The following is a 20752-nucleotide window of genomic DNA, read 5'->3' as shown; positions in this document are numbered from 1 at the left end:
GCAGGTGGTGGAGTTGCAGGTGCGGGCCGCAGTGCTCAACCGCTTCACCCACTTGGGCACCCCGGTGACGCGGGCTGTGGCGTAACTCCGTCTGGGGTCAGGGGAAACTCAGCCTCGGCTGGGTTATGCAACAAAGCCGGTGCAGTGCAAGCAAGGAAGGCCGTAGTCAAAATAGATTTAATTCGAATATTCATTTAATGATCACCATTAGTATTAGCATGAGCATGACGCACACATAAAATCATGCCGTTGAAGCATTATGGGCCGGTGAAACGTTCCACCCGACCCGCCCCCCCCTGAACAAGGGATCACATTCGTACCGACGGTGGGCCATGACGATCAGCTTGCGCCGGCTTCTAGCCACGCCAAGGCGCTTGAATCGTACTGAAGGATCGTGGCCTTACACTGGCGGACTGTCTTCCTCAGCCTCTCAGCCCCTCCCATGACCACGCTCTGGATCGTGGCGGCCATCGTGGCCGCCTACCTCATCGGCTCGCTTTCGTTCGCCGTCATCATCAGCAAGTCCATGGGTCTGGACGACCCCCGCAGCTACGGCTCGGGCAACCCGGGTGCGACCAACGTCCTGCGCTCGGGCAACAAGAAGGCCGCCGTGCTCACGCTGGTGTTCGACGCGGTCAAGGGGCTGGTGCCCGTGCTGCTGGTCCAGCAGTTCGGCACCCCCTACGGGCTGGGCGAAGGCACCGCGGCGCTGGTCGGACTGGCCGCATTCCTGGGCCATCTGTGGCCGGTGTTCTTCGGCTTCGTGGGTGGCAAGGGTGTCGCCACCGCCGCTGGCGTGCTGCTGGGGTTCAACGTCTGGCTCGGGCTGGCGACGCTGGTGGTGTGGGGGCTGGTGGCCTACGGTTCGCGCTACTCCTCGCTCGCGGCGCTGGTTGCGGCAGTGGCCGCTCCCGTGATCCAGACCGTCGTCTGGGGCCCGTCCACCGCGACGCTGGCGATCGTGGTGATGTGCCTGCTGCTGGTCTGGCGCCACAGCGCCAACATCAGCAAGCTGATGAAAGGCACCGAAAGCCGCATCGGCCAGAAGGCTGCAGCAGTTCCCGCGGCCAACTTGGCCACGCCCGCCGCACCGCCCCCGGCCAAGTCGGCGAGCAAGCCCACGCGTGGCGCGCGGCAACACCGCAAGCAGAGCCACTGACCCCGTTTTCCTCCCGAGCCCACCATGACGACCCTGCAACGCTTCGACGTCGGCGACCGCCTCTCCGAGATGGCCGTTCACCACGGCACGGTCTATCTGGCCGGTCAGGTGCCGGATGACGCCAGCCAGGACATCCGCGGCCAGACCGCGCAGGTGCTGGCGATGATCGACCGCCTGCTGGCGCGCGCCGGCAGCGACAAGTCCCGGTTGCTGATGGTGCAAATCTTCCTGCCCGATCTGGCCGATTTCGAGGGCATGAACGCGGTCTGGGACGCCTGGGTCGCACCCGGCCATGCCCCGCCGCGGGCCACCGTGCAGGCCCGCCTCGCCCGCCCGGAGTGGAAGATCGAGATCGTCGCCACCGCCGCCGTGGCATGAGCTGACATGACCACGTCGCCGAACGCCCCCACCCTGTGGCAACGCCTGGGCCGCAGCAGCGCCGTCACCGTGCTGCTCGTCGGCGTGGTCGCGTGGGGCCTCGGCCGGGTCGTGCAGACCCAGGTGCGTGACGGTCAGGCCGACGCTCTGCGCGCCGTTGCCAAGCCGGGTGACATCCGCATGCTCTCGTCGGTGACCTGCATCTTCTGCAGGAAGGCGCGCCAGTACCTGACCGAGCACCGCATTCCCTTCGAGGAGTGCCTGATCGAGCGGGACCCGGTCTGTCTGGCCGATTACAAGCGCCTCGGCGCCTCCGGCACGCCGACGCTGCTGGTGCGCGGCAAGCGCCAGCTCGGCTTCGACCCGCTGCGGGTCACGGCGGCGCTGGGCGGCTGACCTTCCGGCGTCAGATCGCCGGATCGCCGTAGCGGCGGCGCAGCGCGTCGATCTGCGCCAGCAGTTCCGGGCTGAGTTGCACGTCCCACGCTGCCACGTCCTCTTCGAGCTGCGCCACGCTGGTCACGCCGATGATGGTGCTGGCCACCGACCAGCGCCGGTAGCAGAAGGCCAGCGCCAGCTGGGTCGGCGTGAGGCCATGCTCGCGGGCTAGCGCGTTGTAGGCGCGGGCCGCTTCAAGCGCTTCGGGACGGGCCCAGCGCTGCTTCTTCATGCTGTCGAAGATCGCCAGCCGGCCCGGCTGGTGCTGCGGATCGTGCAGCCCGTTCGCGTCGTACTTGCCCGTCAGCAGCCCGAAGCCCAGCGGCGAGTAGGCCAGCAGCGACACGTCGTGGCGGTGCATCGCCTCGTCCAGGCCGTTGTCGGGCACGCGGTTGACGAGGCAGTAAGCGTTCTGCACCGTGGCGACGCGCGGCAGGCCGGCGCGCTCGGCGGCGTGGATGAATTCGCACACGCCGTACGGCGTCTCGTTGGACAGGCCGATGGCGCGCACCTTGCCATCGCGCACCAGGCGCTGCAGCGCTTCGAGCTGGGCCTCGATGCTGCTGCCGGGCTGGTCGCGGCGGGTCGGGTCGTAGTAGGTCGCGCCGAACGCTGGCACCGCGCGCACCGGCCAGTGGATCTGGTACAGGTCGATGACGTCGGTCTGCAGGCGGCGCAGGCTGCCCTCGCAGGCGGCGACGATGTCGTCCGGTGTCAGATCGGCGCTGCCGCCGCGGATCCACGGCATGCCGCGCGACGGGCCGGCGACCTTGGTGGCGAGCACCACCTTCTGACGCGCCTCGGGCCGGGCGGCAAACCAGTTGCCGAGGATGGTTTCGGTCTTGTTGAAGGTCTCGCGCCGCGGCGGCACGGCGTACATCTCGGCGGTGTCGATGAAGTCGATGCCGAGTTCGAGCGCGCGGTCGAGGATGGCGTGCGAGGTCGGCTCGTCGACCTGCTCGCCGAAGGTCATGGTGCCGAGGCAGATCGGGGTGACGCGCAGATCGCTGCGGCCGAGGGTGACGGATTGCATGCGGGTGGTCTCCGGGGGGCGGCTGAATTGTTCGGCTATCTTAGGGGGATGAACCGATCCGCGCTGCGCACCGACCTCCTCATGCTCCTCACCGCCGCCATCTGGGGCTCGACCTTCGTCGCGCAGCAGATGGGCATGGACACGGTCGGGCCGTTCACCTACACCGCCGCCCGGATGCTGCTGGGCGCGGCGCTGGTCGGGCCGCTGTGGTGGTGGCGCGGCGGGCCGTTCGCGGCGGTGCCGCTGCACCCGAGCACGGGCGTGCTGGGCGCGGGGGCGCTGCTGGGCATCGTGCTCTTCATCGCGATCAATCTGCAGCAGGTCGGACTGCTGGGCACCTCGGTCAGCAACGCCGGGTTCATCACGGGGCTGTACGTCGTGCTCGTGCCGGTGCTGATGCGGCTGGGCGGGGCGAGTGTGTCGCGCCAGGTCTGGGTTGCGGTCACGGTGGCGACGATCGGCATGTACCTGCTCAGCGTGAAGGCGGATGCCACGATCGCGGCCGGCGACTGGCTGCAACTCGGCGGCGCGCTGATGTGGGCGGTGCACATGCTGCTGGTCGGTTACCTGGCGCGGCGGCACGACCCGCTGCGGCTGTCGGTGCTGCAGTACCTCATGGCGGGCGTGCTGTCGCTGGCCGTGGCGCTCGGGCGCGAGACGATCACCGTGGACGGGCTGCTGCACGCCTGGGGGGCGATCGCCTGGGGCGGCGCGCTGTCGATCGGCGTGGCCTACACGCTGCAGGTCATCGCGCAGCGCGACGCCGTCGCCTCGCACGCGGCGGTGATCTACAGCAGCGAGGGGCTGTTCTCGGCGCTCGGCGGCTGGGTGATGCTGAACGAGCAGCTCGGCCTGCGCGGCTGGCTCGGGGCGCTGCTGATCTGCGCGGCCATGGTGCTGGCGCAATGGCAGCCCGCCGAGGCCAAGGCAAAATGACCGGATGCTCCCCACCTTCCCCCACCCCGACGCGCTGACCGGCCCCGAGAGCGCCCAGGCCGCCGACCATCTGCGCGCCCAAGGCTTTGTGCGCCTGGCCCCCGACGCACTGGCCGTGACGGCCGGCGTGCCGCTCGACGCGCTGCATGGCCTCGACCCGTTCTGGCACGACCTGCCGCCCGACCAGCACCTCAAGGACGGCGGCCGCTACCGCCGCCGCCGCCACGGCAGCTTCGTGCAGGACACCCGCGCCGGCCTGCTTGCCGCCGTGCCGCACCGCCCGCACTGGCAGCCGACCACCTACAACGCGCTGCACGGCGGGATGCTGCGCTGGTTCGATCCGCTGGACGCCGCAATGGCCGCCTGCCCCGCCTTCCTCGCCGTGGTGCAGCGCCTGGGTGACGTATTCGCCGCCGCTGCGCCCGCGTCGTTCGACGGTCGCTGGTTCATCGAGGCCCACCCCTTCCGCATCGACACCACCGGCGGTGTCGGCCGGCCCACCCCCGAAGGCGCCCACCGCGACGGCGTGGACTTCGTGGCCGTGCTGCTGGTCAACCGCACCCGCGTACACGGCGGCGAGACCCGGGTGTTCGACGCCCACGGCCCGCATGGCGTGCGCTTCACGCTGGACCAGCCGTGGAGCGCGCTGCTGCTCGACGACGCCCGCGTGGTCCACGAGAGTACGCCCATCCAGCCCGACGGCCCGAACGGCGGCTGGCGAGACACGCTGGTGCTGACCTATCGCGCCGGTGACTTCCAGGATCCGCCTCGCCCCGTAGAGTGAGGGCATGACCACGCCTTCTACCCCGTACACCCCGCGCCGCGCCGCGCGCTCGCTGTTCGTGCCGATCCGCGGCCTGCGCTACCACGTGATGGCCTGGGGCGACCCGTCGATGGTCACGCCCGAGACACCATCGCTGGTGCTCGTGCATGGCTGGATGGATGTGGGGGCGTCGTTCCAGTTCGTCGTCGATGCGCTGGACGCATTCGGCAAGGCGGGCGGGCCGCCCCGCTATGTCATCGCCCCGGACTGGCGCGGCTTCGGCCTGAGCGAGAGTGCCACGGCTGGCAGCCCCACCGACACGTTCTGGTTCCCGGACTACCTCGGCGACCTCGACGCGCTGCTGCGCTCGCCCGGGCTGGGCTTGCAGGACGAACCGGCAATCGATCTGGTCGGCCACAGCATGGGTGGCAACGTCGTGATGGTGTACGCCGGCATCCGCCCGGAGCGCATCCGCCGCCTCGTCAACCTCGAAGGCTTCGGCATGCCGCAAAGCCATCCCGCACAAGCTCCGCGCCGCTATGCCCAGTGGCTGGACCAGTTGCGCGAACCCGCCGAGCTGCGCGACTACGACAGCCTGGATGCTGTGGCCGGCCGCCTGCGCAAGACCAACCCGCGCCTGCGGCCGGACTTCGCCGACTGGCTGGCACCACACTGGTCGAAGCGCAACGCTGCAGGCCGCTTCGAGATTCTGGGCGACCCTGCGCACAAGCACGTCAACCCGATGCTGTACCGCAAGGAGGAGGTGCTGGCCTGCTGGGCGAAGATCACCGCGCCGGTGCTGTGGGTCGAGGGCAACGAGACCGATGTGACGAAATGGTGGGGCGACCGCTTCCCGCGGGCAGACTTCGAGTCGCGGCTGGAGGTGGTGCCCTCTCTGACGCGGAACCTGCTCAGCCCCTGCGGCCACATGCTGCACCACGACCAGCCCGACGCCGTGGCCGGACTGCTCGCCGGGCATCTGCGGAACACATGAGTTACAGCGGGTGCGCCGACCGGACATGCCAAAATCCGCCCTTTTGCAGGCGCCCTCATGGACATCGAACGCATCAACGCCATCGGCAACACCCTGGCAGACCTCAACGAGCGCACGAACGCGCTAAGGGGGTATCTTTGACTACGAACGCAAAGGCCTGAGACTGGAAGAAGTCAACGCCGCGCTGGAAAACCCCGCGGTGTGGGCTGACCCGAAGCGCGCCCAGGAACTGGGCAAGGAAAAGCGCACGCTGGAGAACGTCGTCGGCACGATCGACCACCTCACCGGCCAGATTTCCGACAACGCCGAACTCTTCGAGATGACGCGGGACGAGGAAGACTTCGACTCGCTGGCGACCATCGAGACCGAAGCCGCCGCGCTGCGCGACACGGTGGAGAAGCTCGAATTCCGCCGGATGTTCTCGAACCCGGCCGACCCGCTCAACTGCTTCATCGACATCCAGGCGGGTGCGGGTGGCACGGAAGCGTGTGACTGGGCCTCGATGCTGCTGCGCCAATACCTGAAGTACGCCGAGCGCAAGGGCTTCACCGCCACGGTCGAGGACATCACCGAAGGCGACACCGCCGGCATCAAGAGCGCGACCCTCAAGGTCGAGGGCGACTACGCCTTCGGCCACCTGCGCACGGAAACCGGCGTGCATCGCCTGGTGCGCAAGAGCCCGTTCGACTCGTCGGGCGGCCGGCATACCTCGTTCGCCTCGCTGTTCGTCTATCCGGAAGTCGATGACTCGATCGAGATCGACATCAACCCGTCGGACGTGCGCACGGACACCTTCCGGGCCTCGGGCGCGGGCGGCCAGCACATCAACAAGACCGACTCGGCGGTGCGCCTGACGCACATCCCGACCGGCATCGTCGTGCAGTGCCAGGACGGCCGCAGCCAGCACAGCAACCGCGACGTGGCATGGAAGCGCCTGCGCTCGCGGCTGTACGACCACGAGATGCGCAAGCGGATGGAAGAGCAGCAGAAGCTCGAAGACACCAAGACCGACGTGGGTTGGGGCCACCAGATCCGCTCTTACGTGCTGGACAACAGCCGCATCAAGGACCTGCGCACCAACGTGGAAATCTCGGCGACGCAGAAGGTGCTGGACGGCGATCTGGATGCGTTCATCGAAGCGAGTCTGAAACAGGGTCTGTGACCCACCCGGGGAATTTCGATGACATTGGCCGCACTGCTGTTCGACATGGACGGCACCTTGATCGACAGCATGCCGCTGCATGAACGCTCGTGGGCGCTCTGGCACGCCGAGCAGGGTCTGTCCTATGACGAAGCCGGCTTCTTTGCGGCGACCGCAGGGCGGACCAATCTCGAAATCCTGCGCGACCTGTTCCCTGCGCATGGCGAGGCTGCGCTGCAGCCGATGGCGGCCCGCAAGGAAGCCCTCTACCGCGAGATCGCCGAGCGCGAACTGACACTGATCGCGGGCGCGCTCGACGTGATCGCGCAGGGCCGCGCCCGGGGTCTGAAGGTGGCGATCTGCACCGCCGCGCCGCCGGAGAACATCGCCATCGCCTTCGCCCGCTTCGGGCTGGGTGCGCTGGTGGACACCGTCACCAGCCCCGCCGACGGCCTGCGCGGCAAACCGCACCCGGACATCTTCCTGGAAGCCGCCCGCCGCATGGATGTCGATCCCACGCAGTGCCTCGTGTTCGAGGACGCGCCGCTGGGCATCGAAGCTGCCCGCAATGGTGGGATGGCCGCAGTCGTGCTGACCACCACGCTGCCGGCCGACGCATTTGCCGGCTACGAGAACGTGCTCCAGTCGATCGCGGATTTCACCGATTACACCCTGCCGCCCAGCCTGGGCTGACAACAAGAAACAAGAGACCAGCCATGCGTGAAGGTACCGTCACCCTGACACGGCGCGAAGACTATGTGGCGCCCAGCCACTGGATCCGCTCGGTTGATCTGACCTTCGAGCTGGAGCCTGCCAAGACGCTGGTGATCAGCCGGATGCAGGTCGAGCCGAACCCCGAGCGCCTCGGCCAGCCCCTGCGTCTGGACGGCGAGGACATCACGCTGACCCGCGTGCTCGTCAACGGCGCCAGCGTGTCGTTCCACTTCAGCGACGGCCAGCTCGTGCTGGAGAAGCTGCCGGCCGAGCCCTTCGCGCTGGAGATCCGCAACACCTGCGCGCCCGAGAAGAACACGCAGCTCTCGGGCCTGTACACCTCGGGCGGAGGCTTCTTCACGCAGTGCGAGGCGCAGGGCTTCCGCCGCATCACCTACTTCGCTGACCGGCCGGACGTGATGGCGGTGTTCCGTGTCACGCTGCGCGCCGATGCGAAGAAGTTCCCGATGCTGCTGTCCAACGGCAACCTCGTCGAGTCCGGCGAGTTGCCCAAGGGCCGCCACTACGCCGTCTGGAGCGACCCGCACCCGAAGCCGAGCTACCTGTTCGCGCTGGTGGCGGCCGATCTGGTCTGCCGCGAGCAGAAGATCCGCACCCGCTCGGGCCAGGACCACACGCTGCAGGTCTACGTCCGCGCCGGTGACCTCGACAAGACCGAACACGCGATGAACTCGCTGATCGCGTCGATCGCCTGGGACGAGGCGCGCTTCGGTCTGAAGCTCGATCTCGAACGCTTCATGATCGTCGCCGTCAGCGACTTCAACATGGGCGCGATGGAGAACAAGGGCCTGAACATCTTCAACACGAAGTTCGTGCTCGCCAGCCCCGCCACCGCCACCGATGTGGACTTCGGCAACATCGAAAGCGTCGTCGGCCACGAGTATTTCCACAACTGGACCGGCAACCGCATCACCTGCCGCGACTGGTTCCAGTTGAGCCTGAAGGAAGGGCTGACCGTCTACCGCGACCAGGAGTTCAGCCAGGACATGGCGGGCGAGGCCTCGGCGCGCGCGGTCAAGCGCATCGAGGACGTGCGCCAGTTGCGCCAGAGCCAGTATCCCGAGGACGCCGGCCCGATGGCGCATTCCGTGCGGCCCGACCAGTACCAGGCGATCGACAACTTCTACACCGCCACCGTCTATGACAAGGGCGCCGAGGTCGTGCGGATGATGGCGACGCTGGTCGGCCGCGCTGGTTTCCGCCGCGGCATGGACCTGTACTTCGCGCGCCACGACGGCCAGGCCGTGACCTGCGACGACTTCGCGCAGGCCATCGCCGATGCCAGCCCCGGCAGCGCGCTGGCCGAGCGGCTCGACGGTTTCAAGCACTGGTACGCCCAAGCCGGCACGCCGCGCCTGCAAGCCGATGGCCACTTCGACGCCGACGCGGGCCGCTACACCCTCACGCTGCGCCAGCACACGCCCGCCACGCCGGGGCAGCCGGTCAAGCAGCCGTTCGTGATCCCGGTGGCGATGGGTCTGCTGGACGCAGCCGGCCAGCCGATCGCTGGCACCGACCGCGTGCTGGTGCTCGACAGCGCGGAACAGTCGTGGACCTTCGACGGCTTGACCAGCGCCCCGGTGCCATCGCTGCTGCGCGGTTTCTCGGCGCCCGTGATCCTGGAATGGGCCGCCAGCGAAGCCGAGCTGTTCACGCTGCTCGGACATGACACGGACGCCTTCAACCGCTGGGAGGCGGGTCAGCGGCTGGCGGTGCACCGCCTGCTCGCTGCAGTCCGCCAGGGCGGCGAGCTGGTGCTTGACGAGGCTTTCGCCTCGGCGATGCACGCGGTGCTGGACGACCCGGCGCTGGACGCCGCGTTCAAGGAACTGGTGCTGACGCTGCCGAGCGAGGGCTATCTGGCCGAACGCATGGCCGAAGCGGGCGAGCCGATCGACCCGCAGAAGATCCATGCGGCACGCGAATCGATGCGCGCACAACTGGCCCGCAGCCTGCACGCTGACTGGGTCACCGCATGGGGGCAGCACAGCCAGACCGGCGGCTACCGACCCGATCCGGTGTCGTGCGGCAAGCGGGCGCTGGCGAATCTGGCGCTGTCGATGCTCGTGCGCGATGGTGTCGCCCAAGGCGATACGGTGTGGCAGGGCACGGCGCTGCAACGCTTCAAGGACGCCGGCAACATGACCGACCGGCTCGGCGCACTGGCCGCACTGGTCCACGGCCGCTCGCCACTGGCCGCTGCGGCGCTGGAAAAGTTTCATGCCGGTTTCAGCAGCGAGGCGCTGGTCATCGACAAGTGGTTCGCGCTGCAAGCCGCCACCCCGGAACACGACGGCCAAGTGTTTGCACACCTGCAGGCCCTGACCAGCCACCCCGACTACTCGCTGCGCAACCCCAACCGCGCCCGCAGCCTGTTGATGACGCTGACGCAGCTCAACCCGGGCGCTTTCCACCGTGCAGATGGCACCGGCTATGCGTTCTGGGCCGACAAGGTGCAGGAAGTGGACGGATTCAACCCCCAGCTCGCCTCGCGTCTGGCGCGGGCGCTGGACCGCTGGCGTGCGCTGGCCGAGCCCTACCGTGGTCACGCCCGCGCCGCGATAGAGCGCATCGCGGCCAAGACAGACTTGTCGGCCGACACCCGCGAAATCGTCACACGGGCGTTGGCGGACTGAAATCTGGAGGCGGTAGGATCGGGGAAATCCCTTGAAACCGCTTTGTAACTCCTGATCCGGGAACGATCCCGCACCGATCCATGACCAAACGCATCAGCCTCACCCAGTACCTCGTCGAGCAGCAGCGCGAGCACGGCCACATCCCTGGCCAGCTCCGACTGCTGATCGAAGTGGTCGCCCGCGCCTGCAAGCGCATCGCCATCGCCGTCAACAAGGGCGCGCTCGGGGAAGTTCTCGGCACGGCCGGCAGCGAGAACGTGCAGGGCGAAGTCCAGAAGAAGCTCGACATCATCTCCAACGAGGTGCTGATCGAGGCCAACGAGTGGGGCGGCCACCTCGCGGCGATGGCATCGGAAGAAATGGACGACATCCACGTCGTGCCGAACCGCTACCCGCAGGGCGAGTACATGCTGCTGTTCGACCCGCTGGACGGCTCCAGCAACATCGACGTGAACGTCTCGATCGGCACCATCTTCTCGGTGCTGCGCAAGGTCGGCCACAACCGCGGCGTCAGCGAAGAGGACTTCCTGCAGCCGGGCAAGTTCCAGGCAGCCGCGGGCTACTGCGTCTACGGCCCGCAGACCACGCTGGTGCTGACGGTGGGCGACGGCGTCGCGATGTTCACGCTCGACCGCGAGACCGGCTCGTGGGTGCTGACCAGCGAGAACGTGCAGATCCCGGCCGACACGAAGGAATTCGCGATCAACATGTCGAACATGCGCCACTGGGACACCCCGGTGAAACGCTACATCGACGAAGTTCTGGAGGGCAAGGACGGCCCCCGCGGCAAGGACTTCAACATGCGGTGGATCGCGTCGATGGTCGCGGACGTGCACCGCATCCTGACCCGCGGCGGCGTGTTCCTCTACCCTTGGGACAAGCGCGAACCGGCCAAGCCCGGCAAGCTGCGCCTGATGTACGAGGCCAACCCGATGGCGTTTCTGGTGGAGCAAGCCGGCGGTCTGGCCACCAACGGCCACCAGCGCATCATGGATCTGGCGCCCACCAAGCTGCATGAACGGGTCAGCGTGATCCTCGGCTCGAAGAACGAAGTGCAGCGCGTGACGGAATACCACCTCGAACCCACCAAGCCCCCTTCCAAAGAATAAAAGAACGCTGCTATAATATCGTTCTTTCGCCGGTGTAGCTCAGTTGGTAGAGCAGCTCATTCGTAATGAGAAGGTCGAGGGTTCGACTCCTTTCTCCGGCACCAAACAAATCAACGGGTTAGCACTCACAAGGTGCTGACCCGTTGTGCTTTGGGGCGGCGGCGTAGGCCCATGGTAGCGGTGGTGTAAGACCTTTTCGGCGAGGCAGGAGTTCAAGCCACGCCGGGCCACCACGTTTCCGACAACACCTCATCGCGCACGGCCCACGGGCACACCTCGGGGAAGGTGTCCAGCCCGGTTTCGTAGGTCGGCATGGTCGGTCTCCTTTCTCATCAGGCCACCAGCTCACCCGGCGCCCGCTGCACGTTCAGCGGCGTGAGCTTCAGGCGCTGCTCCGCCTGCCAAGTGTCATAGGCAAGCTGCTCGCGCAACCACAGGCCGGCATCCCCGCCGCGCTCCTTGCCTAGCCATGCCTCGATGCGAAATGCCATCTCAGGCGAAATCGCCGAGCGCCCATTCAGCACCCGAGACAGGGTGACGCGGTTCACGCCGAGCTGCTGCGCGGCCTGGGTCACGTTCAGTCCCAGCGCAGGGAGCACGTCGTCGCGCAGCGTCAGGCCGGGGTGCGGGGGGTTGAACATGCGTGCCATTTGAGGCTCCTTGCGTCAGTGATAGTCCTGGTAATCGACCAGTTCGGCGTCTTCGCCCACGAAGGTGAAGGTCAGGCGCCAATTCCCCGACACCCATACGGACCAGTGGCCCGACAGTGCGCCTTTCAACGGGTGCAGCTTCCAGCCAGGAAGGTTCATGGCCGGCGCATCGGTCGCCACGTTCAGGCGGTCAAGCGGTCGGACTGCTGAACACCCATTCACTGCGCCGGGGCAACGCGGCCAGCAGTCGGGACACATAGGGCGTCAGCGGAATGACGCGGGCGCTTTCCACCTTGTCGGCGATGGCGATGTTTCCCCACCGAAAATCAACATCCTCCCAGCGCATCCCGGCAATCTCTTCGCGGCGGGCGCCGGTCAGGATAGCGGTCTGCAGGTAGGCGGCATGGACCGGGTTCGACAGCTTGCGCACGGCATCGAACCACAGGGCGAGCTGTTCCCGCTGCAGACAAGCCCCTTCCCTCGCCTTCGACGGTGGCACGGCCTCGGCTACGGCCTTTGAGCGGTAGGCGTCCGGGGCAATCATGGCGCGGTACTCGGGATGCTCGCCCGCCCAGCGGATGAAGCCACGCACCAGCCGGAAGGCGGACGCGGCAGCCGTAGGACGTTCAGCGGCTTCCCGGTCCAGCCACGCGGCCAGCACATCGGCGTTCAGCTCGGACAGGTGCAGTGGCAGCAGCGCGGCCAGCGGGGCGGCTACGGTCTTCCCTGCCCCTCGCTGGCGATGGTCGCGGCCTTCTCTGCTCGCGGGTCGGTGCCCGCCTTGACCAGCGCCAGCAGCCGCAGCGCCTCGCCATCAGCGCCGGGTCAGGCAAACATCTCGCACCGCCTGAATGCGCTTGCGGGATTCAGGCAAAGAACGCAGTTCTGCCGGGCTGGCCTGACCGAGCCACAGACACCAACGCTCGTAGCCGTTCAGAAACTCGTCGCGCTACTCAGTCGTGAACAGGTAATGACCGCCACCGGGCACCACACACAGCGGCGTGCGCTTAGCCGGATCCGATGGTCAGTAGAACCCTTGACACAAGATTAACGTGGCAGTGATAGATTGCACACCGCCCAGCGCCCGACCCCCTGCGCGCCGTATCCCTGGCTGGAAGAGACATGAAGACCAAGACCATTGCAGCCCTCCTGATCGTCGCCGGTGCAGCCGGTGGAACGTACTGGTGGACCCAGAAAACCCCGGCAGCGGCAGCAGCCGATGCCCCGATGGCCGCCGGATCAGCACCTGGCGGCGCGTCCGCAGCAGCCGGTGGACGGGGTGGACCTCAGACCGTGGGCGTGGCAGTCGCACAGCAGCGTGACGTGCCGGTGTCGATCGAGGCAGCCGGCAGCGTGGTGGCGCTGGACAGCGTCGAGCTGCGCCCGCTGACCACCGGCGTCGTCACCGAGGTGTCCGTCACCGAGGGCCAGCCGGTCAAGCGCGGTGCGGTGCTGTTCAAGCTCGACGACCGCGCCGAACGCGCCAACCTCGACAAGGCCAAGGCGCAGCTCGCCAAGGACAAGGCCACGCAAGCCGACATCGAGCGCCAGCTCGCCCGCGCCAAGGAGCTGTTCGAGCAGAACTTCATCGCCCGCAACGCCGTGGACTCGCTGGCGACCCAGCTTGACGCCCAGCTCGCCGCCGTGCGCGCCAGCCAGGCAGGCATCCAGTCCAGTGAAATCGCCCTGGGCAACAACGTGCTCAAGGCACCGATGAGCGGCCGGGCCGGCGCGGTCAACGTCGTCAGGGGCAGCCTCGTGCAGCCGGGTGGCGTGGCGATGGTGACGCTCACGCAGATGGACCCGATCGGCGTCAGCTTCACCCTGCCGGAAAACCAGCTCGGCCCGCTGCGCAAGGCAGACAAGGATCTCGCCAAGGAAGGAGGCGTGCCGCTGACCGTGCAACTGCCGGGCGAGCGCCGCGGCCAGCCAGCGGTGGCGCTGCCCGGCAACGTGAGCTTCATCGACAGCGGCGTGGACGCCACCACCGGCACCATCCGCATCAAGGGCAAGCTGGTCAATGAAGGCCGCCAGCTCTGGCCGGGCCAGTATGTGACGGTCAAGCTGACGCTGCGCACGATCAAGGACGCGGTGGTCATCCCGCAGGCCGCCGTGATCGTGCGGGGCAACGAACGTTCGGTCTACGTGGTCGATGCCGAAGGCAAGGCACAGATGAAGCCGGTGCAGTTGCGCCAGCCGCTGGGCGAGCAGGTCATGGTCGAGGGCGTGACCGCGGGCGAGAAGATCGTCGTCGAGGGCAAGCAGAACCTGCGTCCCGGCACGCCGGTCAAGGAAGTGCCGATGGGTGGCGGCAAGGGGGCCAGCGCGGCGGGTGCGGCTGGCGCAGCGTCGGGGGCCGCATCCGGCGCTGCCGCTGCAGCCAGCACCACCGAGGTCGCCGCGAGCGGGGCGTCGCGATGAAACTGACCGAACACTTCATCCGCCGTCCGGTGATGACGGTGCTGCTGAACCTGGCGATCGTGCTCGCGGGGCTGGTGGCGCTGAGCAAGATCCCGGTGGCCGCCCTGCCGAGCTACAACACGCCGGTCGTGCAGGTCACGGCCGATCTGCCGGGTGCGAGTCCGGACACCATGGCGAGTTCGGTCGCGCTGCCGCTGGAAAAGCAGTTCTCGACCATCGCCGGGCTGGCGATGATCAGCTCGACCAATACCCTCGGCCGCACCTCGATCACGCTGGAGTTCGAGACCACCCGCAACATCGACGCCGCCGCCGTGGACGTGCAGGCCGCCCTGTTCCGTGCGCAACGCACCCTGCCTGCGGACATGACCGCACCGCCGTCCTACCGCAAGGTCAACCCGGCCGACGCTCCGGTGCTGCTGCTGGCGATGACCTCCCCGTCGATGTCGATGTCGGAGCTGAACGAGTTCGCCGAGAACCTGATCGCGCCCAGCCTGTCCACCATCAATGGCGTGGCGCAGGTGTCGATCTTTGGCCAGAAGCGGTATGCGGTGCGCATCCGCGTCAAGCCCGAGACGCTGGCGCAGCGCGGCTTGACGCTGGACGAGCTGCGCGCCGCGCTCGCCGGCGCAAATGCCAATTCCCCCGTCGGCACGCTGGACGGCCCGCGCCAGACCCTCACCATCGTCGCCAACCGCCAGCTCGCCAGCGCCCGCGAGTTTGGCAACCTGATCGTCGCCACCCGCAACGGCGCCCCCGTCCGGCTGCGCGATGTGGCCGACGTGCAGGACAGCGTCGAGACCGCCAAGACCTTCGCCAGCTTCAACGGCGAGCCGTCGATCACGCTGGCCGTGCAGCGCCAGCCGGACGCGAACACCGTCGAGGTGGTGGACCGCGTCAAGGCGATGCTGCCGCGCTTCGAGACCCAGTTGCCCGCCTCGATCCGCCTGACACCCACCAACGACCGTTCGGTCTCGATCCGCGAGGCGCTGCACGACGTGAACCTGACGCTCGGGCTGACCGTCGTGCTGGTGGTGCTGGTGATCTTCATCTTCCTGCGCCGGGTTGCGGCCACGGTGATCCCGGCGCTGTCCCTGCCGGTGTCGCTGATCGGCGCGCTGTCGCTGCTCTATGCGGGCGGCTACAGCCTGGACAACGTCTCGCTGCTGGGCATCACGCTGGCGGTTGGCCTGGTGGTCGATGACGCGATCGTGATGCTGGAGAACATCGTGCGCCACGTCGAGGATGGCATGCCGCCGTTCGAGGCAGCGATCAAGGGCGCGCGCGAGATGGCCTTCACCATCCTGTCGATCTCGGTCTCGCTGGTGGCGGTGCTGATCCCGATCTTCTTCATGCCGGGGGTGATCGGGCTGCTGTTCCACGAATTCGCGGTGGTGGTCGGCCTGTCGATCCTGGTGTCGGCGGTCGTGTCGCTGACGCTGGTCCCGATGCTGGCCAGCCGCTTCCTGCGTCACCATGAACCGCAGGAAGAGTCGCGGCTCGGCCGCTGGTTCGAGCGCGGCTTCGACGCCGTGCTGCGCTTCTACGGCCGGACACTCGACTGGGCGCTGCGGTTCCGCTGGGTGGTGCTGCTGTTCGCATTCGGCACCTTCGTGGCGACGGCAGTGCTGTTCGTGCAGATCCCCAAGGGCTTTTTCCCCGAGGAGGACATCGGGCAGATGCAGGTGACGATCGAGGCATCCGAAGACATCTCCTTCGATGCCATGCTCAAGGTCCAGTCGCGTGTGGCGGACATCTTCCAGAAAGACCCAGCCATCCGCGCGGTCAGCTCGTTCACGGGCGGCGGCGGTGGCTCGACGCAGAACACCGGGCGCATGTTTGTCACGCTGCACCCGCGCGGTGTACGCCCGCCCATGGCGCAGGTGATCGACAACCTGCGCAAGAAGACCCGCGGCATCCCCGGCGTGCAGGTGTTCATGCGCCCGGTGCAGAACCTGCAGCTCGGCGGTCGGCAGAGCAAGAGCCGTTACCAATACACCTTGCAAAGTGTCAGCGCCGATTCGCTCAACGAGTGGGCCGGCAAGCTGCAGGGCAAGCTGCGCGACGACCCGCTGTTCCGCGACATCACCAGCGACTCGCAGCAACGCGGCCTGCAGGCCAGCCTGCAGATCGACCGCGACAAGGCCGCCCTGCTCGGTGTGTCGATGGCGGATCTGCGCAGTGCCCTCTACAGCGCCTACGGCGAGCGACAGGTCTCCACGATCTATGCCCCCAGCAACACCTACCAGGTGCTGATGGAGGCATCCGAAGCGGACAAGCAGTTCGAGGACGCCTTCAACAAGATCTCGCTGCGCAGCAAGACCGGCGCGCTGGTGCCGCTGAGCGCGTTCACCACCGTGCAGCGCACGATCGGCCCGACGGCGGTGAACCACCAGGGCCAGTTGCAGGCGGTGACGCTGAGCTTCAACCTCGCGCCCGACGTGCCGCTGGGCACCGCCACCGCCAAGCTAGACGGCTACGTCCGCGAGTTGCAGATGCCCGCCACGCTCATCGGCACCTACGGCGGTGACGCGGCGGTGTTCCAGGATTCGCAGTCCGGGCAGCTCGTGCTCCTGGGGCTGGCGATTCTGGTGATCTACCTGTTGCTGGGCGTGCTGTACGAGAGCTTCATCCACCCGCTGACCATCCTGGCGGGTCTGCCGTCGGCGGCGGTGGGGGCGCTGGCAACGCTGACGCTGTTCGGCATGGACCTGACGGTGATCGCCACCATCGGTCTGCTGATGCTGATCGGCATCGTCAAGAAGAACGCGATCATGATGATCGACTTCGCCCTGGACGCACAACGCCACCAGGGCATGACACCGACTGAAGCCATCCGTCAGGCCGGTCTGCTGCGGCTGCGGCCAATCGTGATGACGACGCTGGCGGCGCTGATGGGCGCACTGCCGATCGCGCTCGGGCTGGGCGCGGGAGCCGAGCTGCGCCAGCCGCTGGGCCTGGCGGTGGTCGGCGGGCTGGTGGTGTCGCAGTTCGTCACGCTCTACATCACCCCGGTGATCTACGTGACGCTGGACCGCTGGAGCGGGCGCGGACCCATCATCGATCCGGAAGTCGGCGACCAGCCCGTCTGACGCCAAACCACCCTCCCCCAACGCAACGGCCACCCATTCGGTGGCCGTTGTTCCATCCAAACACGGGAGCACGTTCGGAACGGCCTCTGGTTAACTCTCACCGATACATTTGTATCGTTAATTTACACTTGGTAACGAATCGTTTACTTCAAGGAGAGAGCCTTTGACTATCGCAAAACACCCGAAGCGGCGCAGCGACCAGCTACCCGCACCGTCCCGCAGGATCCACCTGCTCCAGCTCGGCATCGGCGCCGCCGCACTGGGCAGCATCCTCGCTTTCGGCGAGATCGCACAGGCCCAGAACACCGTCGAGCCAGCGCCCACGCCGCAGTCGCTCAAGGGCGTTCCACGGCCGGAACCGTCGAATCTCGGCGAGTTCGTGCTGAACAAGAGCGAAGCCATTGCGCTGGGCAAATCGCTGTTCTGGGACATGCAGGTCGGCAGTGACGGCAAGACCGCCTGCGCCTCGTGCCACTTCAGCGCCGGCGCCGACAGCCGCAGCAAGAACCAGCTCTCGCCCGGCCTGAACCGCATGGCGTCGCTGACTTCGCCGAATCCGGACACCACCTTCCAGCTCGGCGGCGTGAACTACCAGTTCAAGCTCGACGACTTCCCCTTCCACAAGCTCGCCGACGCCGGTAACCGCAATTCGTCGGTGCTGAGTTCGATCAACGACGTGGCCTCGTCGCAGGGCGTGTTCAACGAGCAGTTCCTCGGCGTGGTCGGCACGCTGCTGCCGAGCGCCTACCTGCTGCCCTTCACCAACGGCACCTATACCCAGGATGGTTACGCCTCCTGGTACGGCTCCACCACCGAGCAGCGCCAGTTGCTGGCCGATCCGGTCTACCGCATCGGCGGCATCAACACGCGCCGTGTCGAGCCACGCAATACCCCCACCGTGATCAACGCGGTGTTCAACTTCCGCAACTTCTGGGACGGCCGCGCCGAGTTCGTCTTCAACGGCGTCAACCCCTTCGGTCTGCGCGACCCGAATGCGCGTGTCTACAAGAACATCCTCAGCGGCTCGACCTGGTCGATGCAGCCGACCCAGGTGCGCATCGACAACGCCAGCCTGGCCTCGCAGGCCTCCGGCCCACCGGGCAGCGATTTCGAGATGAGCGCCCACGGCCGCTCCTTCCCGGATGTCGGCAAGAAGATGCTGTACCTGCGCCCGCTGCAGGGCCAGCAGGTCAGCACCACCGACAGCGTGCTGGCTGCGCGCCGGCACAGCTCCGGACTCGGCCTGAACGAAGCCAACTACGCCGCGATGGTGAAGAAGGCCTTCCGCCCGGAATGGTGGAACAGCGACAAGCTGATCCAGGTCAACCCGGACGGCTCCAAGGTGCTGACGCCGCTGGTGGCCTCGCCCACCGCGAGCCAGTACACCCAGATGCAGCACAACTTCAGCCTGTTCTTCGGACTGGCGCTGCAGCTCTACCAGGCCACGCTGGTCTCGGATGACGCCCCGTTCGACCGCTTCATGGGCGGCAACTCCTCGGCGATGTCCACATCGGCACAGCAGGGTCTGGGCGTGTTCTTCGGCAAGGGTCACTGCGCCAACTGCCACGGCGGTGCGGAGTTCACCAACGCCAGCGTGCGCAAGATGCTGGACACGCCGATGAGCCGCATGGTCATGGGCAACGGTGGCACCGCGGTCTACGACGAGGGCTTCTACAACATCGGCGTGCGGCCCACGCTGGACGACCTCGGCGCGGGCGGCAAGGATCCCTTCGGCAACCCGCTGGCGATCTCGGCCCTGGCGCAGATCAGCAACACCAAGGTCAAGGAACTGGTCGGCATCAGCCCGAACCTGAACGTCTCGCCGACCGAGCGCATCGCCGTCAACGGCATGTTCAAGGCACCGGGACTGCGCAACGTCGAGCTGACCGCGCCGTATTTCCACAACGGCGGCGCGGCCACGCTGCACCAGGTGGTCGAGTTCTACAACCGCGGTGGCAATTTCCACGACCAGAACATCAACGACCTGGACGCGGACATCACCAACCTGGGCCTGAGCACCGACGAGAAGACCGCACTGGTCGAGTTCCTGAAGTCGCTGACCGACGACCGCGTGCGTTTCCACGCCGCGCCGTTCGACCACCCAGCACTCATCGTCGCCAACGGCCACGCCGGCTCGACCACGGCCGTGACCAACGACGGCACCGGGCGCGCAGTGGACAGCCTGCTGACCATCCCGGCCGTGGGTTCGTCCGGGTACAGCAAGTCGGCCACCCTGGCGAACTTCCTGAACACGCACCACTCCGGCCAGCCGATCGTCCAGCTCAAGACACCGGGTGGCGCCTGCCTGGCGCCGAACTCGTCGCTGCTGACACTGCTGGTGGCCGATCTGCAGGGCAAGACGTGTTCGACGGCCAGCAACCAGCGCTTCCAGATCGTGCCGGAAGCCGATGGCAGCGTGCGTCTGGTGATGCAGCACAACGCCTCGCTGGTGCAAGGCTCGGCGATCCAGTTGCCGGGGCTGATCGTGACCAGCGGCAGCAGCAACGGCCTGACGCTGCAGCACTGGCGCCTGGAAGACCTGGGCAACGGCTACACGCTGCTGCGCAACCGCTCCAGCAACCTGTGCCTCGAACTGACGCCGGACCTGCTGCTGGGCAACAAGGCCACGCAACAGAGCTGCTCCAGCGGCAAGACGACCCAGCGTTTCCTCGTGACACCGGTCTGACGGACCAACCCGCCTAGCGGCGCCCGGACACCAACAGTCCGGGCAGGCCGCTCGCCCGCCGCGTTCGCCGCTGCAGCGCCTGGGCCCACACCGCGGGGTCAGGCGCCACCAGCGTGAACGCGGTTTTCGCGCGCGTGATGCCGGTGTAGACCAGCTCTCGGGTCAGCACCGGATTCAGGTGCGGCGGCAGGACCAGCGCGACATGCGCGAACTCCGAGCCCTGCGACTTGTGCACCGTCATCACGTACGCCGTTTCGACCGCGGCGAGCCGGCTGGCCAGCACCGAGCGCGGTTGCTCGCCGTCGAGGAACCAGACCCGCAAGGCGCCGCCCGCCTGCGCGGCAGCCCGCCCGCCCGGGCCGGAACCCCGCAGCGCCAGGCCGACATCGCCGTTGTAGACCCCCAGCGCCGGGTCGTTGCGCGTGACCATCACCGGCCGGCCCTCGTACCACTCGCCGTGGCGCGCGATCCAGCCCTCGATGCGCAGCGCCCGCTCGATGGCCGCATTCAGCCCGGCCACGCCCCACTCGCCCTCGCGCACCGCGCACAACACCCGGCTGCGCTCGAAAGCCCGCAGCACCGCG

Annotated in this window: 19 protein-coding genes and 1 tRNA gene; 14 read left to right on the top strand and 6 right to left on the bottom strand. The window is 67.4% G+C overall.

Features of this window, described 5'->3' with window-relative positions; translation table 11 throughout:
• The first annotated feature begins 442 nt into the window (after window positions 1-442).
• From plsY to RMP06_RS02760, 3 genes are read left to right on the top strand one after another with little or no spacing between them, the layout of a single operon-like run.
• The gene (plsY, locus tag RMP06_RS02770; RefSeq protein WP_310460250.1) at window positions 443-1159 is read left to right on the top strand and encodes a glycerol-3-phosphate 1-O-acyltransferase PlsY; all 717 of its coding nucleotides are present in this window, start codon (window positions 443-445) and stop codon (window positions 1157-1159) included.
• 24 nt (window positions 1160-1183) lie between these two features.
• A complete protein-coding gene (locus RMP06_RS02765; protein WP_310460249.1) occupies window positions 1184-1537 on the top strand; it encodes a RidA family protein in 354 nt (117 codons plus the stop codon).
• A gap of 6 nt (window positions 1538-1543) precedes the next feature.
• The gene (locus RMP06_RS02760) at window positions 1544-1933 is read left to right on the top strand and encodes a glutaredoxin family protein (RefSeq protein ID WP_310460248.1); all 390 of its coding nucleotides are present in this window, start codon (window positions 1544-1546) and stop codon (window positions 1931-1933) included.
• A gap of 10 nt (window positions 1934-1943) precedes the next feature.
• Here the strand turns inward: RMP06_RS02760 and RMP06_RS02755 are convergent, their stop codons facing one another.
• On the bottom strand, window positions 1944-3008 hold the full coding sequence (locus RMP06_RS02755) for an aldo/keto reductase (protein WP_310460247.1): 1065 nt from the start codon (window positions 3006-3008) through the stop codon (window positions 1944-1946).
• A gap of 81 nt (window positions 3009-3089) precedes the next feature.
• Between RMP06_RS02755 and RMP06_RS02750 the strand changes: the two genes are divergently transcribed.
• From RMP06_RS02750 to RMP06_RS02715, 8 genes are all read left to right on the top strand, one after another.
• Entirely contained in the window at window positions 3090-3944 is an 855-nt protein-coding gene (locus RMP06_RS02750) for a DMT family transporter (RefSeq protein ID WP_310460246.1), read from the top strand.
• A gap of 4 nt (window positions 3945-3948) precedes the next feature.
• Window positions 3949-4728 (top strand): 2OG-Fe dioxygenase family protein, encoded by a 780-nt coding sequence (locus tag RMP06_RS02745; protein ID WP_310460245.1) that lies wholly within the window; start codon window positions 3949-3951, stop codon window positions 4726-4728.
• Window positions 4729-4732: 4 nt separating this feature from the next.
• Window positions 4733-5701, top strand: coding sequence for an alpha/beta fold hydrolase (locus RMP06_RS02740; RefSeq protein ID WP_310460244.1), 969 nt, complete (start codon window positions 4733-4735; stop codon window positions 5699-5701).
• A 57-nt stretch (window positions 5702-5758) separates the two neighbouring features.
• A protein-coding gene (gene prfB, locus RMP06_RS02735; protein ID WP_310460243.1) for a peptide chain release factor 2 occupies window positions 5759-6863 on the top strand; the annotation gives its coding sequence in 2 pieces (ribosomal slippage) (window positions 5759-5839 and window positions 5841-6863; 1104 coding nt in all).
• An 18-nt stretch (window positions 6864-6881) separates the two neighbouring features.
• Window positions 6882-7535 (top strand): HAD family hydrolase, encoded by a 654-nt coding sequence (locus tag RMP06_RS02730; RefSeq protein ID WP_310460242.1) that lies wholly within the window; start codon window positions 6882-6884, stop codon window positions 7533-7535.
• A 23-nt stretch (window positions 7536-7558) separates the two neighbouring features.
• Window positions 7559-10213 (top strand): aminopeptidase N, encoded by a 2655-nt coding sequence (gene pepN, locus RMP06_RS02725; protein WP_310460241.1) that lies wholly within the window; start codon window positions 7559-7561, stop codon window positions 10211-10213.
• A gap of 80 nt (window positions 10214-10293) precedes the next feature.
• The gene (locus RMP06_RS02720) at window positions 10294-11322 is read left to right on the top strand and encodes a class 1 fructose-bisphosphatase (protein ID WP_310460240.1); all 1029 of its coding nucleotides are present in this window, start codon (window positions 10294-10296) and stop codon (window positions 11320-11322) included.
• A gap of 28 nt (window positions 11323-11350) precedes the next feature.
• Window positions 11351-11426: transfer RNA gene (locus RMP06_RS02715), tRNA-Thr, on the top strand.
• A 228-nt stretch (window positions 11427-11654) separates the two neighbouring features.
• Here RMP06_RS02715 and RMP06_RS02710 read toward each other — a convergent pair.
• The 4 genes from RMP06_RS02710 to RMP06_RS02695 form a co-directional block, all read right to left on the bottom strand.
• The gene (locus tag RMP06_RS02710) at window positions 11655-11972 is read right to left on the bottom strand and encodes a HigA family addiction module antitoxin (RefSeq protein ID WP_310460239.1); all 318 of its coding nucleotides are present in this window, start codon (window positions 11970-11972) and stop codon (window positions 11655-11657) included.
• Between the two features lie 15 nt (window positions 11973-11987).
• Window positions 11988-12131, bottom strand: coding sequence for a type II toxin-antitoxin system RelE/ParE family toxin (locus RMP06_RS02705; protein ID WP_409050083.1), 144 nt, complete (start codon window positions 12129-12131; stop codon window positions 11988-11990).
• Window positions 12132-12162: 31 nt separating this feature from the next.
• Window positions 12163-12633 carry a tyrosine-type recombinase/integrase gene (locus RMP06_RS02700; RefSeq protein ID WP_409050082.1) on the bottom strand — a complete coding sequence of 157 codons (471 nt, stop codon included), beginning with the start codon at window positions 12631-12633 and terminating at the stop codon, window positions 12163-12165.
• Between the two features lie 153 nt (window positions 12634-12786).
• The gene (locus RMP06_RS02695) at window positions 12787-12909 is read right to left on the bottom strand and encodes a type IIL restriction-modification enzyme MmeI (RefSeq protein WP_310460251.1); all 123 of its coding nucleotides are present in this window, start codon (window positions 12907-12909) and stop codon (window positions 12787-12789) included.
• 185 nt (window positions 12910-13094) lie between these two features.
• Here RMP06_RS02695 and RMP06_RS02690 point away from each other — a divergent pair, with 185 nt between their 5' ends.
• The 3 genes from RMP06_RS02690 to RMP06_RS02680 all read left to right on the top strand — a co-directional run bounded on the left by RMP06_RS02690 (window position 13095) and on the right by RMP06_RS02680 (window position 20168).
• Entirely contained in the window at window positions 13095-14393 is a 1299-nt protein-coding gene (locus tag RMP06_RS02690) for an efflux RND transporter periplasmic adaptor subunit (protein ID WP_310460238.1), read from the top strand.
• Entirely contained in the window at window positions 14390-17482 is a 3093-nt protein-coding gene (locus RMP06_RS02685; protein ID WP_310460237.1) for an efflux RND transporter permease subunit, read from the top strand. The genes RMP06_RS02690 and RMP06_RS02685 overlap by 4 nt, the downstream gene beginning before the upstream one ends.
• Before the next feature lie 163 nt (window positions 17483-17645).
• Window positions 17646-20168 (top strand): cytochrome c peroxidase, encoded by a 2523-nt coding sequence (locus RMP06_RS02680; protein WP_310460236.1) that lies wholly within the window; start codon window positions 17646-17648, stop codon window positions 20166-20168.
• A 13-nt stretch (window positions 20169-20181) separates the two neighbouring features.
• Here the strand turns inward: RMP06_RS02680 and RMP06_RS02675 are convergent.
• A partial coding sequence (locus RMP06_RS02675) for an ATP-binding domain-containing protein (protein WP_310460235.1) occupies window positions 20182-20752 on the bottom strand: 571 nt, incomplete at its 5' end.

The organism is Sphaerotilus sp. (assembly GCF_031429695.1).
In the GTDB taxonomy this organism is placed as follows: domain Bacteria; phylum Pseudomonadota; class Gammaproteobacteria; order Burkholderiales; family Burkholderiaceae_C; genus Sphaerotilus.
This window is presented reverse-complemented; position numbering and strand designations above follow the sequence as displayed.

What these genes read in the sequence shown, in the direction of transcription:
- plsY (WP_310460250.1), top strand. Translation starts at nt 443, where the DNA reads ATGACCACGCTCTGGATCGTGGCGGCCATCGTGGCCGCCTACCTCATC.
- RMP06_RS02765 (WP_310460249.1), top strand. Translation starts at nt 1,184, where the DNA reads ATGACGACCCTGCAACGCTTCGACGTCGGCGACCGCCTCTCCGAGATG.
- RMP06_RS02760 (WP_310460248.1), top strand. Translation starts at nt 1,544, where the DNA reads ATGACCACGTCGCCGAACGCCCCCACCCTGTGGCAACGCCTGGGCCGC.
- RMP06_RS02755 (WP_310460247.1), bottom strand. Translation starts at nt 3,008, where the DNA reads ATGCAATCCGTCACCCTCGGCCGCAGCGATCTGCGCGTCACCCCGATC.
- RMP06_RS02750 (WP_310460246.1), top strand. Translation starts at nt 3,090, where the DNA reads ATGCTCCTCACCGCCGCCATCTGGGGCTCGACCTTCGTCGCGCAGCAG.
- RMP06_RS02745 (WP_310460245.1), top strand. Translation starts at nt 3,949, where the DNA reads ATGCTCCCCACCTTCCCCCACCCCGACGCGCTGACCGGCCCCGAGAGC.
- RMP06_RS02740 (WP_310460244.1), top strand. Translation starts at nt 4,733, where the DNA reads ATGACCACGCCTTCTACCCCGTACACCCCGCGCCGCGCCGCGCGCTCG.
- RMP06_RS02730 (WP_310460242.1), top strand. Translation starts at nt 6,882, where the DNA reads ATGACATTGGCCGCACTGCTGTTCGACATGGACGGCACCTTGATCGAC.
- pepN (WP_310460241.1), top strand. Translation starts at nt 7,559, where the DNA reads ATGCGTGAAGGTACCGTCACCCTGACACGGCGCGAAGACTATGTGGCG.
- RMP06_RS02720 (WP_310460240.1), top strand. Translation starts at nt 10,294, where the DNA reads ATGACCAAACGCATCAGCCTCACCCAGTACCTCGTCGAGCAGCAGCGC.
- RMP06_RS02710 (WP_310460239.1), bottom strand. Translation starts at nt 11,972, where the DNA reads ATGGCACGCATGTTCAACCCCCCGCACCCCGGCCTGACGCTGCGCGAC.
- RMP06_RS02705 (WP_409050083.1), bottom strand. Translation starts at nt 12,131, where the DNA reads ATGAACCTTCCTGGCTGGAAGCTGCACCCGTTGAAAGGCGCACTGTCG.
- RMP06_RS02690 (WP_310460238.1), top strand. Translation starts at nt 13,095, where the DNA reads ATGAAGACCAAGACCATTGCAGCCCTCCTGATCGTCGCCGGTGCAGCC.
- RMP06_RS02685 (WP_310460237.1), top strand. Translation starts at nt 14,390, where the DNA reads ATGAAACTGACCGAACACTTCATCCGCCGTCCGGTGATGACGGTGCTG.